Annotated in this window: 11 protein-coding genes, 1 tRNA gene and 1 pseudogene; all 13 read left to right on the top strand. The window is 47.7% G+C overall.

All coding sequences use genetic code 11. The annotated features are described in order from the left end of the window. Positions 1-18 precede the first annotated feature (18 nt). The 13 genes and pseudogenes from tuf (at position 19) to fusA (ending at position 16,653) form a co-directional block, all read left to right on the top strand. Entirely contained in the window at positions 19-1,209 is a 1,191-nt protein-coding gene (gene tuf, locus NWAT_RS10650; RefSeq protein ID WP_013221080.1) for an elongation factor Tu, read from the top strand. Positions 1,210-1,327: 118 nt separating this feature from the next. Then, positions 1,328-1,403: transfer RNA gene (locus NWAT_RS10645), tRNA-Trp, on the top strand. A 78-nt stretch (positions 1,404-1,481) separates the two neighbouring features. Continuing rightward, the gene (gene secE, locus NWAT_RS10640) at positions 1,482-1,829 is read left to right on the top strand and encodes a preprotein translocase subunit SecE (protein ID WP_013221089.1); all 348 of its coding nucleotides are present in this window, start codon (positions 1,482-1,484) and stop codon (positions 1,827-1,829) included. Position 1,830: 1 nt separating this feature from the next. Beyond that, positions 1,831-2,364, top strand: coding sequence for a transcription termination/antitermination protein NusG (nusG, locus tag NWAT_RS10635; RefSeq protein ID WP_013221088.1), 534 nt, complete (start codon positions 1,831-1,833; stop codon positions 2,362-2,364). A gap of 89 nt (positions 2,365-2,453) precedes the next feature. Next, positions 2,454-2,885 carry a 50S ribosomal protein L11 gene (gene rplK, locus NWAT_RS10630; protein WP_013221087.1) on the top strand — a complete coding sequence of 144 codons (432 nt, stop codon included), beginning with the start codon at positions 2,454-2,456 and terminating at the stop codon, positions 2,883-2,885. A 3-nt stretch (positions 2,886-2,888) separates the two neighbouring features. Then, positions 2,889-3,584, top strand: coding sequence for a 50S ribosomal protein L1 (gene rplA, locus NWAT_RS10625; RefSeq protein ID WP_013221086.1), 696 nt, complete (start codon positions 2,889-2,891; stop codon positions 3,582-3,584). Positions 3,585-3,875: 291 nt separating this feature from the next. Continuing rightward, positions 3,876-4,403 (top strand): 50S ribosomal protein L10, encoded by a 528-nt coding sequence (gene rplJ / locus NWAT_RS10620; protein ID WP_013221085.1) that lies wholly within the window; start codon positions 3,876-3,878, stop codon positions 4,401-4,403. A 70-nt stretch (positions 4,404-4,473) separates the two neighbouring features. Continuing rightward, entirely contained in the window at positions 4,474-4,854 is a 381-nt protein-coding gene (rplL, locus tag NWAT_RS10615; RefSeq protein WP_013221084.1) for a 50S ribosomal protein L7/L12, read from the top strand. A gap of 205 nt (positions 4,855-5,059) precedes the next feature. After that, positions 5,060-9,139 (top strand): DNA-directed RNA polymerase subunit beta, encoded by a 4,080-nt coding sequence (gene rpoB, locus NWAT_RS10610; RefSeq protein ID WP_013221083.1) that lies wholly within the window; start codon positions 5,060-5,062, stop codon positions 9,137-9,139. A gap of 77 nt (positions 9,140-9,216) precedes the next feature. Further along, positions 9,217-13,338 (top strand): annotated as a pseudogene (gene rpoC / locus NWAT_RS10605) (DNA-directed RNA polymerase subunit beta'); the annotation flags it as partial. A gap of 259 nt (positions 13,339-13,597) precedes the next feature. Next, complete coding sequence (gene rpsL / locus NWAT_RS10600; RefSeq protein WP_011330931.1) at positions 13,598-13,972, top strand: 30S ribosomal protein S12; 375 nt, start codon at positions 13,598-13,600, stop codon at positions 13,970-13,972. 62 nt (positions 13,973-14,034) lie between these two features. Continuing rightward, the gene (rpsG, locus tag NWAT_RS10595; RefSeq protein ID WP_011330930.1) at positions 14,035-14,505 is read left to right on the top strand and encodes a 30S ribosomal protein S7; all 471 of its coding nucleotides are present in this window, start codon (positions 14,035-14,037) and stop codon (positions 14,503-14,505) included. Positions 14,506-14,559: 54 nt separating this feature from the next. After that, on the top strand, positions 14,560-16,653 hold the full coding sequence (gene fusA, locus NWAT_RS10590) for an elongation factor G (protein WP_013221081.1): 2,094 nt from the start codon (positions 14,560-14,562) through the stop codon (positions 16,651-16,653). Positions 16,654-16,682 lie beyond the last annotated feature (29 nt).

Raw genomic sequence — 16,682 nt, 5'->3', positions numbered from 1 at the left:
CTTGTGAGGTAAGCTACCATGTCCAAGTCGAAATTTGAGCGGAAGAAGCCGCATATAAACGTAGGCACGATTGGTCACGTAGACCATGGTAAGACGACGTTAACGGCGGCGTTGACGCGGATATTATCGGAGCAGTATGGGGGTGAGTTCCGGGCCTACGACCAGATAGACAATGCGCCGGAGGAGCGAGAGAGGGGGATCACGATAGCGACGTCGCATGTAGAGTATGAGACGGAGAATCGCCACTATGCGCATGTGGATTGCCCGGGTCATGCGGATTATGTGAAGAACATGATTACGGGAGCGGCGCAGATGGATGGAGCGGTGCTGGTAGTATCGGCAGCGGATGGTCCGATGCCCCAGACGCGAGAGCATATATTGCTAGCGCGTCAGGTGGGAGTGCCATTTATATTGGTGTATTTAAACAAAGCGGATATGGTAGACGATCCGGAGCTATTGGAATTAGTGGAGATGGAAGTTCGGGAGTTGCTGGATAGTTATCAATTTCCGGGGGATGACACACCGATAGTGGTGGGTAGCGCGCTGAAGGCGTTGGAGGGAGATACGAGTGAGATAGGCGTTCCATCGATAGTGAAGTTGGTGGAGCATATGGATGCGTATATTCCTGAGCCCCAGCGGGCGGTAGACCAGCCGTTTTTGATGCCGATAGAAGATGTGTTTTCGATTTCGGGCCGAGGAACGGTAGTAACGGGTCGAGTGGAGCGGGGTATTATCAAGGTAGGGGAAGAGATAGAGATAGTTGGGATGCGGGAGACGCAGAAGACTATTTGCACGGGGGTTGAGATGTTCCGCAAGCTTTTGGATGAGGGGCGAGCGGGGGACAATGTGGGGGTTTTGTTGCGCGGTACCAAGCGCGAGGATGTGGAGCGTGGTCAAGTGTTGGCCAAGCCCAAGTCGATTACCCCGCATACGAAGTTTTATGCGGAAGTATATGTTCTTTCCAAGGATGAAGGGGGGCGGCATACGCCGTTTTTCACAGGCTATCGTCCGCAGTTTTATTTTCGGACCACGGATGTGACGGGAGCGATTGATTTACCCGATGGGGTGGAGATGGTGATGCCGGGGGATAATATTCAGATGACAGTCAGTTTGATTGCGCCTATTGCGATGGAGGAGGGGTTGCGTTTTGCCGTCCGTGAGGGGGGGCGTACGGTAGGGGCCGGCGTCGTCAGTAAAGTGATCGAGTAAGCTTAAGCTAAGGATGACGCTAGGGGCAAAGTTAAGTTATGTTAGCGGTCTTTAATATAGGTTAATTATTTATTTGGTGCCTATTATTATATGGGTGCTGTTAGTTTTGTTATTTGCTAGGCCAGTAGCTCAATCGGCAGAGCGGCGGTCTCCAAAACCGCAGGTTGGGGGTTCGATTCCCTCCTGGCCTGCCATCTAGTAAATATTTACGTTTGCATTTTTATACTAATTTTTTGTATATACCAATACCGTCTTAGGTTTCCGGGATCACTATGGCAGATACCATTAAACTTGCGGTTGCATTGCTATTATTGGGTACCGCAATCGGACTATTCTATTATTTTGGTGATCAATCTACGCTCTTACGCGTATTGGGATTACTTATAGCATTGGGTATTTCGTTAGCAATCTTGGCAAAGACCACGCGCGGTCAAGCTGCGCTGAGTTTTGCTGGGGAGACCCGACTAGAGTTTCGTAAAGTAGTTTGGCCAACACGACAAGAAACTATTCGAACCACGCTTCTTGTGCTGCTGATGGTCATGATAATGGCAAGCATACTATGGTTGTTTGATACATTACTAATGTGGGCTGTCCGTCTATTGACCGGGCAGGGGGGGTAAGGTGGCCAAGCGCTGGTATGTAGTCCAGGCTTTTTCTGGTTTTGAACAGCAAGTTAAGCGCTCCATGGAGGAGCGGGTTCGTCGCTATGGGTTGCAAGAGAAGTTTGGGGATATCTTAGTGCCCACCGAAGAAGTTGTTGAAATGCGCGAAGGACAGAAACGGAAAAGCGAGCGTAAATTTTTTCCTGGTTATGTCTTGGTTCAAATGGAAATGGATGATGAAACTTGGCATCTAGTTAAGGATGTTCCTCGGGTGTTGGGTTTTATTGGAGGAACAAGCGATAAACCTGCACCAATTACGGAAGCGGAAGCTGAAAAGATATTAGAGCGGATTCGGGAGGGGGCAGAACAGCCAAGGCCAAAAGTACTATTTGAGCCAGGTGAAATGGTGCGCGTGACTGAGGGGCCTTTTACTGACTTTAATGGCGTAGTTGAAGAAGTCAACTATGAAAAAAACAAACTCCGCGTAGCGGTGTTAATTTTTGGACGATCAACTCCGGTTGAACTCGATTTTGGGCAAGTGGAAAAAAGATAGCCCTGCAGCTTGCCACTAGAAATTTGGCTATTTTAATAAGGTACAAGATTCGGGTAGGCGAGAGCCGCTTGCACCCGTAAGGAGCAAACATGGCAAAGAAGATAGAAGCCTATATTAGACTACAAGTGCCTGCTGGGCAAGCCAATCCAAGCCCTCCTGTAGGCCCGGCTTTAGGGCAACGGGGCGTTAATATTATGGAGTTTTGTAAGGCATTTAATGCCCAAACTCAAGGATTGGAGCAAGGGATGCCTATACCAGTGGTGATTACGGTTTATTCTGACCGTAGTTTTACCTTTGTGACTAAAACGCCGCCGGCTTCGGTTTTGCTTAAAAAGGCGGCAGGCATTACGTCGGGGAGTAGCCGCCCTAATAGTGATAAGGTAGGCAAGGTTACCCGCGCTCAGCTTGAAGAAATTGCGGAAATAAAAATGCCTGATCTAAATGCGGCGGATAAGGCGGCGGCTGTTCGCACTATTGCTGGCAGCGCACGTAGTCTAGGCCTGGAAACAGAGGGCGTTTAAGTCATGGCTAAATTGGGTAAAAGGTTAGCTGGGATTAGAAAAAAACTAGAACCGGGAAAGCTTTATTCGGTAGATGAAGCCTTGAATCTGCTTAAGGAGGTTGCAAAGGTCAAATTTGAAGAGTCGGTGGATGTTGCTGTCAATCTTGGCGTAGATCCGCGCAAATCTGATCAAGTGGTGCGTGGCTCGACGGTGCTGCCTAATGGTATTGGTAAGACGGTGCGGGTAGGTGTATTTACCCAAAGTGCTAACGTTGAGGCGGCAAAAGAGGCGGGGGCTGATGCCGTTGGGCTTGAGGACTTGGCTGAGACGGTGAAATCTGGTCAGATCGATTTTGATGTAATTATTGCATCACCTGACGCCATGCGAGTAGTGGGGCAGTTGGGTCCAATTCTGGGCCCTCGGGGGCTGATGCCGAACCCTAAAGTGGGAACCGTGACCACTGATGTAGCAAGCGCCGTGACAAAAGCTAAAGCCGGGCAGGTTCGTTATCGGACTGATAAAGCAGGCATTATTCATTGCTCGATCGGCAAGATATCTTTTGATGTAGATGCGCTTAAACAGAATCTTCGGGCTTTAGTAGAAGATCTTGGAAAATTAAAGCCTGCCTCGGCAAAAGGCATATATCTGAAAAAGCTAACTTTATCTACTACCATGGGTCCTGGAGTAGCTGTGGATCAGGCTAGCCTTTCAGATTAGTTAGGAGGCGATGAGGTTCCCAGCTAATACATCAATATTTGTTGAAGGTGTTTTTAGGGCTGCCTACTAGATATATTGGTGGGCTGTCTAAGACCGTAGGTGTGCTAGCTTAATTGATCAACAGGATGCTGATCGGCCTGCGCAGACGGTAGGCTCTATTACTGCTACAGAATGTTGTGGCAATAGCTGCCGTGAAGAGAAACGGTGGAGGCTATTTTAAGTCTCTCACCCAAGAATTGTAAGTGTAAACAGGGATGTGATGGAAAACCATTACAAAGGAGGCAGTTAAGTTTGAGTCTTAATTTAGAAGCGAAAAAGGCTGTTGTTGCTGAAGTAGCGGCGGTTGCCTCTCAGTCTCATTCCGCTGTTGCGATTGAGTATCGCGGCTTGACCGTTGCTGAAATAACAGAGCTTAGGGTGGCTGCTCGCAAAGGGGATGTTTATCTCCGTGTGGTGCGTAATACATTAGCTTCTCGCGCTCTTGAAGGAACTGATTTTGATTGTATGCGCAAGGGTTTAACAGGACCTTTGATGCTGGCATTCTCTCGCGAGGAACCGAGTGCCGCAGCCCGTGTAGTTCGGGATTTTGGTAAGGACCATCCCAAACTTGTGGTTAAGATGGGATGTCTCGGAGGTAGATTGTTGCCTCCTGAGGGGGTAGAGAGTCTTGCGAAAATGCCCACTAAGGAGCAGGCAATTGCTATGCTTATGGGGGTTCTACAGGCTCCAATCGGGAAGTTTGCTCGTACTCTGGCCGAACCTACGGCAAAATTGGTGCGTACTGTTGCTGCTATACGAGATCAAAAGCAAGCGACTTAACCCACAATTATAATAGGGTATTTAAAGCTAAACAACATTTTGTATTTAAGCAAGGTTTACGGAGTTAGCAATGGCTGTAGCAAAAGAAGAAATCTTGGAAACGATTTCAAATATGACTGTCATGGATGTGGTTGAATTGATTGAGGCCATGGAAGAGAAGTTTGGTGTTAGTGCTGCCGCGCCGGTAGCTGCAGCAGCACCTGCAGCAGGCGCTGAGGCAGGTGCTGCTGCTGAAGAAAAAACGGAATTTGATGTTATACTAGCGAGTTTTGGTTCTAATAAGGTACAGGTTATTAAAGCTGTACGGAGCATTACGAGTCTTGGCCTCAAGGAAGCCAAGGAATTAGTGGAGGGCGCGCCTTCACCCATTAAGGAAGGGGTTCCCAAGGATGAAGCTGATGAGATCAAGAAACAATTGGAGGAGGCTGGCGCTAGTATAGAGGTTAAATAACGCGATTGTTTCTATTTAAGTTATACGTACGGAAATTGGTTAGCAGCATTAGGCTGCTAGCCTAGTTTCCGTTTTTTGATTTCTGCTGAGCTTGGATGGAGCTTGGAAGAAGCAATAACCCCTCTCTAAGAGAATGCCAGCAATGCGGTGCCAGCAGCACCGCTGCTGGTTTTTTATTAGCAAGTACTCGCGCCGAGGTGATAAGATGCCCTACTCGTTGACCGAGAAGAAGCGTATTCGTAAGGATTTTGGCAAGCTCCATAGTATACTGAAAACTCCTTTCTTGTTAACCATACAAATCGGCTCTTTCCTGGATTTTCTACAGATGGATGTGCCTCCTGGTAAGAGGAAAGATAAAGGGTTGCATGCTGCATTTAAGAGCGTTTTTCCTATTAAGAGCTATACAGAGTATGCTGAGCTACAGTATAGCAGTTATCATCTTGGTGTTCCCTCATTCGAGGTTAAGGAGTGCCAAGTACGCGGTTTAACTTATGCGGCCCCTCTGCGGGTTAAGTTGCGTCTTGTTATTTATGACAAAGAATCTCCTGCTAGCGAACAAGTAGTCAAGGATGTAAAAGAGCAGGAAGTATATATGGGCGAGATCCCCTTGATGACGCCAAAAGGGAATTTTGTTATTAATGGCACGGAGCGAGTTATCGTCTCTCAATTACATCGTTCTCCAGGGGTTATCTTTGAGCATGATAAGGGAAAGACCCATTCTTCAGGAAAGTTACTTTTTTCTGCTAGGATAATCCCCTATCGGGGATCTTGGCTCGATTTTGAATTCGATCCTAAGGATTGCATTTATGCCCGTATTGATCGTCGGCGTAAATTGCTAGCGACTATATTGTTACGCGCCCTCGGTTACAGCACCGAGGAAATTCTAATTATGTTCTTTGAAACGATTTCGGTTAAGCGCCAAGGTTCAAGCTATTTATTAGACTTGGTACCTCAGCGACTTCGGGGTGAGTCACTGCCTTTCGATATCGCTAGCCCAGATGGTGAAGTCATCGTTGAAGCTGGGCGGAGGGTTACGGCGCGCCATATCAAGCAGATGGAAAAGGCTGGAATGAAGACTTTATCCGTGCCTAAGGAGTTTTTAATAGGAAAAATTCTAACTCGGGATCTGATTGATACTGGTACCGGAGAAGTATTGGCTAAAGCGAATGATGAAATTACAGCGGAATTACTAGCGGTTATAGAAAACACTGATATACAAGCCTTTGATCTCATTTATACCAACGATTTGGACCGAGGTTCCTTTATCTCCGATAGTTTACGCTTAGATCCCACTACCACACCGCTAGAAGCCCAGATGGAAATCTATCGTGTAATGCGCCCTGGGGAACCGCCGACTAAGGAAGCAGCACAGAATTTGTTTCAAAATCTGTTTTTCAACCCAGAACGTTACGATCTCTCTCCGGTGGGTCGAATGAAATTTAATCGCCGTCTGGGGAAAGAAGATATTACCGGCCCAAGTATATTATCCAAAGAAGATATTGTCGATGTTATAAAGACCTTAGTTGATATCCGTAATGGTTACGGTAGTGTGGATGATGTTGACCATCTGGGCAATCGCCGGGTGCGCAGTGTTGGAGAAATGGCGGAAAATCAGTTTCGCGTAGGCTTGGTGCGAGTCGAGCGGGCGGTACGGGAGCGTTTGAGTTTAGCCGAGTCGGAGGGGTTAATGCCCCAGGAATTGATTAACGCGAAACCCGTATCGGCAGCGATTAAGGAGTTTTTTGGCTCTAGCCAGCTATCACAGTTTATGGATCAGAACAATCCTTTATCAGAGGTGACTCATAAACGACGGGTATCTGCACTAGGGCCAGGAGGATTAACTCGTGAGCGGGCTGGTTTTGAGGTACGTGATGTACATCCTACTCATTACGGGCGCGTCTGCCCCATCGAGACTCCGGAAGGTCCAAATATTGGTTTAATTAATTCCTTAGCGGTTTATGCCCGAATTAATCAATATGGTTTTATTGAAACACCATATCGAAAAGTAGTGGATGGCAGGGTGACTGCCGAAGTGGATTATCTTTCGGCCATTGAAGAAGGGCAGTATGTAATTGCTCAGGCGAATGCGGCTGCGGATGAGGAGGGACGCCTCATTGATATGTTAGTTTCTTGTCGTCACAAGAATGAATTTACTCTTCTGCCGCCTGAAAAAGTGCAGTACATTGATGTATCACCTAAACAGATCGTATCGGTAGCGGCATCTTTAATTCCTTTTTTAGAGCACGATGATGCCAACCGTGCATTGATGGGATCTAACATGCAGCGCCAGGCAGTGCCTACCTTGCGGGCGGAAACCCCTTTAGTAGGTACTGGTATGGAGCAATTCGTAGCTCGTGATTCAGGCGTGATGGTGGTTGCTCGCCGTGGGGGTATCGTGGATTCTGTGGATGCAGCCCGGGTTGTCGTGCGAGTTAATGACGAAGAGACGGCTTCCGATGAACCGGGGGTTGATATTTATAATCTCATTAAATACGCCCGCTCGAATCAAAACACCTGTATTAATCAGAGTCCGTTAGTAAAGCCAGGCGATACGGTAGCTATAGGTGATGTGTTGGCTGATGGTCCTTCGACAGATATGGGCGAATTAGCTTTGGGGCAGAATCTGCTCGTTGCCTTTATGCCTTGGAATGGCTATAACTTCGAGGATTCTATCCTTATTTCCGAGCGAGTGGTGGAAGAAGATCGTTTTACCTCCATTCATATTGAAGAACTGACTTGCTTTGCTCGAGATACTAAGTTAGGGCCAGAAGAGATTAGCAGCGATATTCCGAATGTAAGCGAGGCGGCGTTATCTAAGTTGGATGAGGCGGGTATTGTTTATATTGGCGCTGAGGTGAAACCTGGCGATATTTTGGTTGGCAAGGTAACTCCCAAAGGGGAGACTCAATTGACACCGGAGGAAAAGCTCTTACGAGCTATCTTTGGGGAAAAGGCTTCTGATGTAAAGGATACGTCTTTGCGGGTGTCTTCAGGTATGCAGGGCACCGTCATTGATGTCCAGGTTTTCACCCGTGATGGCGTGGAAAAGGATGCTCGGGCCTTAGAGATAGAGGAGATGGAGCTCGCTAAGATCAAAAAGGACTTGCGGGATGAATTTCGTATCGTGGAGACTGATATCTACCAACGTCTAGAGAAGGTGTTAGTAGGTAAGACGGTCGAAGGAGGGCCGGCAGAACTAAAAGCGGGCACTCAAATTACCCAAAGTTACCTTGCTGATTTACCTAGGGAACGATGGTTTGAGATTAGACTACGTAGCGAGGAGGCGGGTAAGCAGCTAGAATCGGTCGCTGGACAGCTTAAGGAACAACGGATTGCGATGGATGAAAAATTCCAGCAGCAACGTGCCAAGCTCACTTCTGGACATGATCTCCCTCCTGGTGTCCAGAAAATGGTGAAGGTCTATTTAGCCGTAAAACGCCGTGTTCAACCAGGTGATAAGATGGCAGGCCGGCATGGAAATAAGGGAGTAATTTCCACGATTGTGCCTATTGAAGACATGCCCTATATGGAAGATGGGACTCCAGTGGATATCGTGCTTAATCCTCTAGGGGTACCTTCCCGGATGAATATTGGGCAGATTCTAGAAACCCATTTAGGATGGGCGGCAAAGGGCCTAGGTCGAAAAATTGGTGCTCTCCTTGATTCAGGGCAACAGGTTTCTGAACTGCGTGTTTTTTTAGATCGAATATATAACGCTAGTGGCAAGAGAGAAGACTTGAACTCTCTGAGTGATAAAGAGGTATTAGAGCTTGCGAATAACCTGAGTGATGGGGTTCCTATGGCGACACCAGTATTCGATGGTGCTTCCGAGCAAGAGATTAAAGCTATGCTGGAGTTGGCTGATTTGCCTATAAATGGGCAGACAAATCTTTATGATGGCAGGAGTGGAAAAGCCTTTGCCCGCCCGATAACGGTAGGATATATGCATATGCTTAAATTGAACCATTTAGTTGATGACAAGATGCATGCCCGTTCAACGGGTCCTTATAGCTTGGTTACTCAGCAGCCTTTGGGTGGGAAGGCCCAGTTTGGCGGACAGCGTTTTGGTGAGATGGAGGTATGGGCGCTGGAATCCTATGGTGCAGCCTATACTTTGCAGGAAATGCTTACTGTGAAATCCGACGATGTGAGCGGGCGCACTAAGATGTATAAGAACATCGTAGATGGTGATTACCGTATGGAAGCGGGTATGCCGGAATCTTTTAATGTATTAACCAAAGAAATTCGTGCCCTCGGCATTGATATTGAACTGGAACAAGACTAATGGCCGTGGACATAGTAGGACGGGTTGATGGTCACAATAGATATATCTTGCCAGCTTGGCTATGGAGGAGCACATAAATGAGAGATTTGCTGAATTTGCTCAAGCAGCAAAACCAGATGGAGGAGTTCGATTCCATACGCATTGGCCTGGCGTCTCCCGATATGATCCGGGCTTGGTCATACGGCGAAGTCAAGAAGCCTGAAACCATTAATTATCGAACTTTTAAGCCAGAGCGGGATGGATTGTTTTGCGCTAAGATTTTTGGCCCAGTCAAAGACTATGAGTGCTTATGTGGTAAATATAAGCGTCTCAAACATCGTGGCGTGATTTGTGAGAAATGCGGGGTAGAGGTGACACTAGCGAAAGTTCGCCGGGAGCGCATGGGTCATATTGAGTTGGCGAGTCCGGTAGCTCATATTTGGTTTTTAAAATCGCTGCCTTCGCGGATTAGTCTACTGTTAGATATGACGCTCCGGGACATTGAGCGGGTACTCTACTTTGAGGCATCTGTGGTTATTGATCCGGGTATGACTTCGTTAGAGCGGGGGCAACTCCTAGCAGACGAGGCTTATCTTCAAGCCATTGAGGAATATGGTGACGAATTTGATGCTCGTATGGGAGCAGAAGCCGTTCAGAAAATGTTAAAAACCCTTGATCTTAAGGGAGAGGCGACCAGGCTGCGTGAGGAGATTACAGGCACCAACTCTGACACCAAAATCAAAAAATTTAGCAAGCGGCTTAAGCTTATCGAGGCTTTCATTGACTCAGGTAATCGTTCTGAGTGGATGATTTTGGAAGTCCTCCCCGTATTACCACCGGATTTACGGCCTTTAGTGCCGTTGGAAGGGGGGCGTTTTGCTACTTCCGATCTTAACGATCTGTACCGGCGGGTGATTAATCGTAATAATCGTCTCAAGCGGCTGTTAGATTTGAATGCGCCTGATATTATCGTGCGCAATGAAAAGCGTATGCTCCAAGAGTCCGTGGATGCCCTTTTGGATAACGGACGTCGTGGGCGGGCGATCACAGGCACCAATAAGTTACCTTTAAAGTCGCTGGCCGATATGATTAAAGGTAAGCAGGGCCGGTTTCGGCAAAACTTGCTGGGGAAACGGGTGGATTATTCAGGCCGCTCGGTGATTGTGGTGGGTCCGACTCTGAAGCTACACCAGTGTGGTTTGCCCAAAAAGATGGCGCTGGAGCTTTTTAAGCCTTTTATCTTTGGTAAGCTTGAGCGGGCTGGGCTTGCTACCACGATTAAAGCGGCGAAAAAATTAGTGGAACGGGAAGGCCCAGAGGTATGGGACGTGTTAGAAGAGGTGATCCGTGAGCATCCGGTGATGCTTAACCGTGCCCCCACCTTGCATCGTCTTGGCATCCAAGCCTTTGAGCCGGTGCTTATTGAAGGTAAGGCAATTCAACTCCACCCCTTAGTGTGCGTAGCCTTTAATGCTGACTTTGACGGTGACCAGATGGCGGTTCATGTGCCGCTATCCTTGGAGGCTCAGTTGGAAGCCCGTGCGCTAATGATGTCTACCAACAATATTTTGTCCCCAGCTAATGGAGAGCCCATTATTGTCCCTACCCAGGATGTTGTATTAGGGCTTTATTATATGACCTGCGAGCGGGTGAATGCTAAGGGTGAAGGAATGCTCTTTGCCGATATCGATGAGGTACGGCGCGCCTATGAGACAAATACGGCTGATCTCCATGCAAAAATCGCAGTGCGCATTACCGACATAGATCTCTCAAAGTCTGAAGGTAAAGGCGAGACGACCCGCCTTGTTAAGACCACAGTGGGGCGGGCCTTGCTCTCGGAACTTTTGCCCCCAGGGCTGCCTTTTGAGTTAGCTAATAAGAATATGACCAAGAAAGAAATTTCTAAGTTGGTTAATATTTGCTACCGGCGCCTTGGCCTTAAGACTTCGGTGGTGTTTGCTGATCGGCTGATGTACCTTGGATTCCGACAGGCGACTCTTAGCGGTATTTCCATTGGTGTTAATGACATGGTGGTGCCAAAGGAAAAGCAAGCGATCCTTACCGACGCGGAAGAAGAGGTTAAGGAAATAGAGGACCAGTATGCTTCGGGCTTGGTGACTAATGGCGAGCGCTACAATAAAGTCGTGGATATTTGGTCCCATACTAATGATCAAGTTGCTAAGGCGATGATGGAACGTCTAGGAAGCGAGGAGGTACGCGATGCAAAAGGTAATGTCGTCAAGCAACAGACTTTCAATTCTATCTATATGATGGCTGATTCCGGTGCTCGTGGATCGGCCGCCCAAATTCGCCAACTTGCCGGTATGCGTGGCTTGATGGCTAAACCGGACGGTTCAATTATTGAAACGCCGATTACCGCTAATTTTCGTGAAGGATTGGATGTCCTGCAGTATTTCATCTCTACCCATGGAGCCCGCAAGGGTCTGGCGGACACAGCGTTAAAAACCGCTAATTCAGGGTATTTGACTCGGCGCTTAGTGGATGTGGCTCAAGATTTAGTCGTTACAAAGGATGATTGCGGCACCACACGTGGAATTAATATGACCCCTTTTGTAGAGGGCGGCGATATTGTGGAGCCGTTACGAGAGCGTGTTCTAGGGCGAGTACTGGCGCTTAATGTTTATGTGCCAGGAAGTAATGAAGTCGCTATACCTGCTGGTACGTTACTGGATGAATCCTGGGTTGATTACCTTGAGACGCTAGGTATTGATGCAGTGAAGGTGCGTTCACCTATTACCTGCGAGACTCGGTATGGAATCTGTGCTGCTTGCTATGGTCGGGATTTGGGACGAGGTCACCGTATCAATATCGGTGAAGCTATTGGTGTTATTGCAGCGCAATCTATCGGTGAGCCAGGCACGCAGCTTACTATGCGCACTTTCCATATTGGAGGGGCAGCCTCTCGAGCAGTGACGACCGACAGGATTGAGGTTAAGTATAGAGGCAACATTCGGTTGCATAATGTTAAGATTGTTCAACATGATAGCGGTAAGTATGTTGCTGTCTCCCGCTCCGGTGAAGTCCATGTGGTCGATGAACAGGGGCGTGAGCGGGAACGTTATAAGATTCCTTATGGTGCCGAGCTTTCAGCAGGGGATGGTGATACAGTGGAATCGGGTCAAGTCATTGCTACTTGGGCTCCTCATACTCATCCAGTCATCACCGAGGTCGCGGGTAAGGTCAGACTTCAGGATTTTCTGGAAGGTACTACTGTGGAACGTCAGGCTGATGAAGTGACCGGCTTGACCAGCCTTACGGTGCTTGATCCCAAGCAGCGGGGTGCTGCTGTTAAAGAATTACGCCCAATGGTTAAATTGATTGATGAAGCGGGGAGTGATCTGTGCCTTGCAGGGACGGATATTCCAGCTCATTATTATTTGCCAGCAGGAGCGATTGTTTCTGTAGAAGATGGTGCTATGGTTGGTGTGGGTGATGTATTGGCGCGATTGCCCCAAGAATCTAGTAAGACCCGCGATATTACGGGTGGTTTGCCGAGAGTAGCAGACCTTTTCGAAGCCCGAAAACCAAAGGATCCAGCGGTGCTTGCCGAGATCTCAGGGACGGTAAGCTTTGGTAAGGAAACTAAAGGAAAGCAGCGGCTCATCATTACTGGCAGTGATAGCGAGCGGCATGAGGAATTGATTCCTAAGTGGCGTCAAGTGAATGTGTTTGAAGGCGAGCATGTTGAAAAAGGCGAAGCGATCGTCGATGGACCACCTGTACCGCATGATATTTTACGCCTAAGAGGTGTGGAGGAGTTAACTTATTATATTGTTAACGAAGTTCAGGAGGTATATCGCCTGCAAGGGGTAAAAATCAATGATAAGCACATTGAAGTCATTATCTGCCAAATGCTTCGCAAAGTGGAAATAATAGAACCTGGAGATACTAATTTTCTCAAGGGCGAGCAGATCGATAAGTCAAGATTGCTGGAAGAAAATGAAAAAATGGAGAAGGAAGGTAAATTACCTGCTCGTTTTGAGCCGGTGCTCCTGGGTATTACCAAGGCTTCTTTAGCCACGGAATCTTTCATTTCGGCTGCCTCTTTCCAAGAGACTACACGGGTGCTTACGGAGGCAGCGGTGACAGGCAAATGCGATGAGTTGCGGGGGTTAAAAGAAAATGTGATTGTGGGCCGTTTAATTCCCGCAGGGACAGGTTTAGCCTATCATTCTGAACGGCGTCGCAAGCGGCGGTTGCTGGAGCAGCCAGAATCCTTGACGGCTGATACAGGCGCTTCCCATTATGGTGAAGATGAGATTTCTGAGTCAGGCGCTGCTACCGCTTGACAGAAAATTTAATTCAGAATAAAATTGTTCGCTTTCTATGCAGATAGCATTCTCCTTTTAAGGGGAATGATGAGAATTTAGAAACCCGAATATACTGAAGCGTTCATTCTCCGAGAATAATCGGCGTTTGGGCGCTTAACTTTATTTTGTCTGGAGTATTTAGAGATCCATGGCCACCATTAACCAATTGGTTCGTAAGCCGCGGGTACGGCAGAAGCAGAAAAGCAATGTACCCGCGTTGCAGGCTTGTCCCCAAAAGCGAGGGGTCTGTACTCGAGTTTATACTACTACGCCAAAGAAGCCTAACTCGGCCATGCGTAAGGTGGCCCGTATACGTCTAACTAATGGTATGGAAGTTACCTCTTATATCGGAGGTGAAGGGCATAACTTGCAAGAACACTCGGTAGTTTTGATTCGTGGCGGTCGCGTCAAGGACTTACCTGGTGTGCGCTATCACATCGTACGAGGCTCTTTAGATACAGCAGGTGTGGGGGATCGTCGGCAAGGCCGCTCCAAGTATGGGGCTAAACGACCAAAGGGGTAGTGCTTACCTCATCTATAGATAGCGGTTAAATGTGATAGACGAGAATTGGACGGAAACGAAAAATGCCGAGAAAACGGGTTATAGCGAGACGAGAGGTTCTGCCAGATCCCAAATACGGGAGCGTACAGCTGGCTAAGTTTATTACTATTCTTATGCTGAGCGGCAAGAAATCTTTGGCAGAGAGAATAATTTATGGAGCTTTAGGTCGGGTATCGGAAAAAGCCAATCAGGATCCCATGGATGTTTTGGAAAAAGCGCTGGAAAATGTCCGTCCATTAGTTGAAGTTAAGTCACGCCGCGTAGGTGGGGCGACTTATCAAGTGCCCGTGGAGGTCCGTCCCGAACGGCGTTCCACGCTTGCTATGCGTTGGCTAGTGGAAGCGGCTCGCAAGCGGAGCGAGAAATCTATGGATTTGCGTCTAGCCGGGGAGCTTTTGGATGCCCATGAGGGTAAGGGAACCGCGGTCAAGAAGCGAGAAGATACCCACCGTATGGCAGAGGCGAATAAAGCCTTTGCGCATTATCGTTGGTAAATGTTCAGTGGTTTGGTTTGTTTTTTAAATTTAAGAAATTAAGGATTTGTTGTCGTGGCCCGGAAGACTCCTATCGAGCGCTATCGTAATATTGGCATTATGGCACATATTGATGCCGGCAAAACCACTACTACCGAGCGTATTCTATATTATACAGGTGTCTCCCATAAGCTGGGCGAGGTTCATGATGGTGCTGCCACTATGGATTGGATGGAGCAAGAGCAGGAGAGAGGTATTACGATTACTTCCGCAGCGACAACTTGCTTCTGGAGTGGAATGGCGAGGCAGTTTCCAGAGCATCGAATCAATATCATCGATACTCCCGGACATGTGGATTTTACGATTGAGGTAGAGCGCTCCTTGCGGGTATTAGATGGCGCCGTTGCTGTGTTCTGCGCGGTGGGGGGGGTAGAACCCCAATCTGAAACCGTATGGCGGCAAGCGAATAAATATAAGGTGCCCCGTTTAGCATTTGTTAATAAAATGGATCGGCAGGGTGCTGATTTTATTCGGGTAGTTGAGCAAATTCGCAGCAGATTAGGAGCTAATCCGATTCCTATTCAGATGCCTGTTGGCGCTGAAGAAAATTTTGAAGGGGTGATCGATCTTATTAAGATGAAGGCTATCCACTGGGATACAGCCAGTATGGGTATGGCTTTTGAAGAAAAAGAAATACCTAAAAATTTACAGGCTAGCTGCGATGAATACCGGGAAAAGATGATTGAGGCCGCTGCCGAAGCATCTGAAGAGTTGATGGAGAAATATCTAGAGGAAGGCGATCTACCGCTAGAAGATATCGTTAAGGGCCTTCGCATTCGAACTTTAAATGGAGAAATTGTCCCCGCTTTATGTGGTTCCGCCTTTAAAAATAAGGGAGTCCAGGCGATGCTGGATGCAGTGCTTGCTTATATGCCATCCCCAATCGAGGTTCCCCCTATTAAAGGGATACAAAAAGACGACACTGAGGGCGAGCGCCACGCCTCTGATGAAGAACCATTTGCCGCGCTAGCCTTTAAGATTGCTTCTGATCCTTACGTTGGAAATCTCACCTTCTTCCGGGTTTATTCTGGAGTATTAAGCTCGGGGGACACAGTTTATAACGCAGCTTCTGGGAATCGCGAACGTATTGGCCGTTTACTTCAGATGCACTCTAATAGCCGTGAAGAAATTAAGGATGTGATGGCTGGTGATATTGCCGCTGCGGTTGGTCTAAAAAACGTGACAACTGGTGATACTTTATGCGACACGAATCACATTATTTTATTGGAGCGTATGGAATTTCCGGATCCTGTGATCTCTGTTGCTATTGAGCCTAAAACCAAGGGTGATCAGGAAAGGATGTCTATAGCCCTTGGAAAGCTGGCTAGGGAGGATCCTTCATTTAGGGTCCGTACCGATGAAGAGTCTGGGCAGACTATCATCGCAGGGATGGGAGAGTTGCATTTAGATATTATTGTTGACCGCATGAGGCGAGAGTTTAAGGTTGAGGCTAATGTAGGTGCCCCCCAGGTAGCGTACCGGGAAACAATACGCCGTAGCATAGAACAGGAAGGTAAATTTGTGCGCCAGAGTGGCGGTCGAGGCCAATATGGTCATGTTTGGCTCAAATTGGAACCTCAAGAGCGCGGCAAGGGATATGAATTTGTTAATAAAATTGTAGGCGGTACCGTGCCTAAGGAGTTTATTCCTGCGGTTGATAAGGGGATAAAGGAACAAACCGAGAATGGAGTAATTGCTGGGTATCCTGTGGTTGATGTCAAGGTGACCTTATATGATGGTTCATATCACGATGTGGATTCTAGCGAGATGGCTTTTAAAATTGCAGGGTCTATGGCCTTCAAGGAAGGAGTGCAAAAAGCGGATCCTGTGTTGCTTGAGCCTATTATGAAAGTAGAGGTAGTGACTCCCGAGGAATATATGGGTGACGTAATGGGTGATCTCAATCGGCGCCGCGGCATGGTGCAAGGGATGGAGGACTCCCTTAGCGGCAAAATTATTCGAGCAGAAGTACCATTAGCGGAAATGTTTGGATATGCCACTGATCTCCGTTCGGCTACGCAGGGGCGAGCTAATTATACAATGGAGTTCTCAAAGTACAATGAAGCGCCCTCTAACATCGCCGGGGCGATCATTAAAAAGTCTCAATGAGATAGATAAACAGTTATCCTTGTGAGGTA

The organism is Nitrosococcus watsonii C-113, from assembly GCF_000143085.1.
In the GTDB taxonomy this organism is placed as follows: domain Bacteria; phylum Pseudomonadota; class Gammaproteobacteria; order Nitrosococcales; family Nitrosococcaceae; genus Nitrosococcus; species Nitrosococcus watsonii.
The sequence above is the reverse complement of the archived record's forward strand: the minus strand, read 5'-3'. Positions and strand labels throughout refer to the sequence as shown.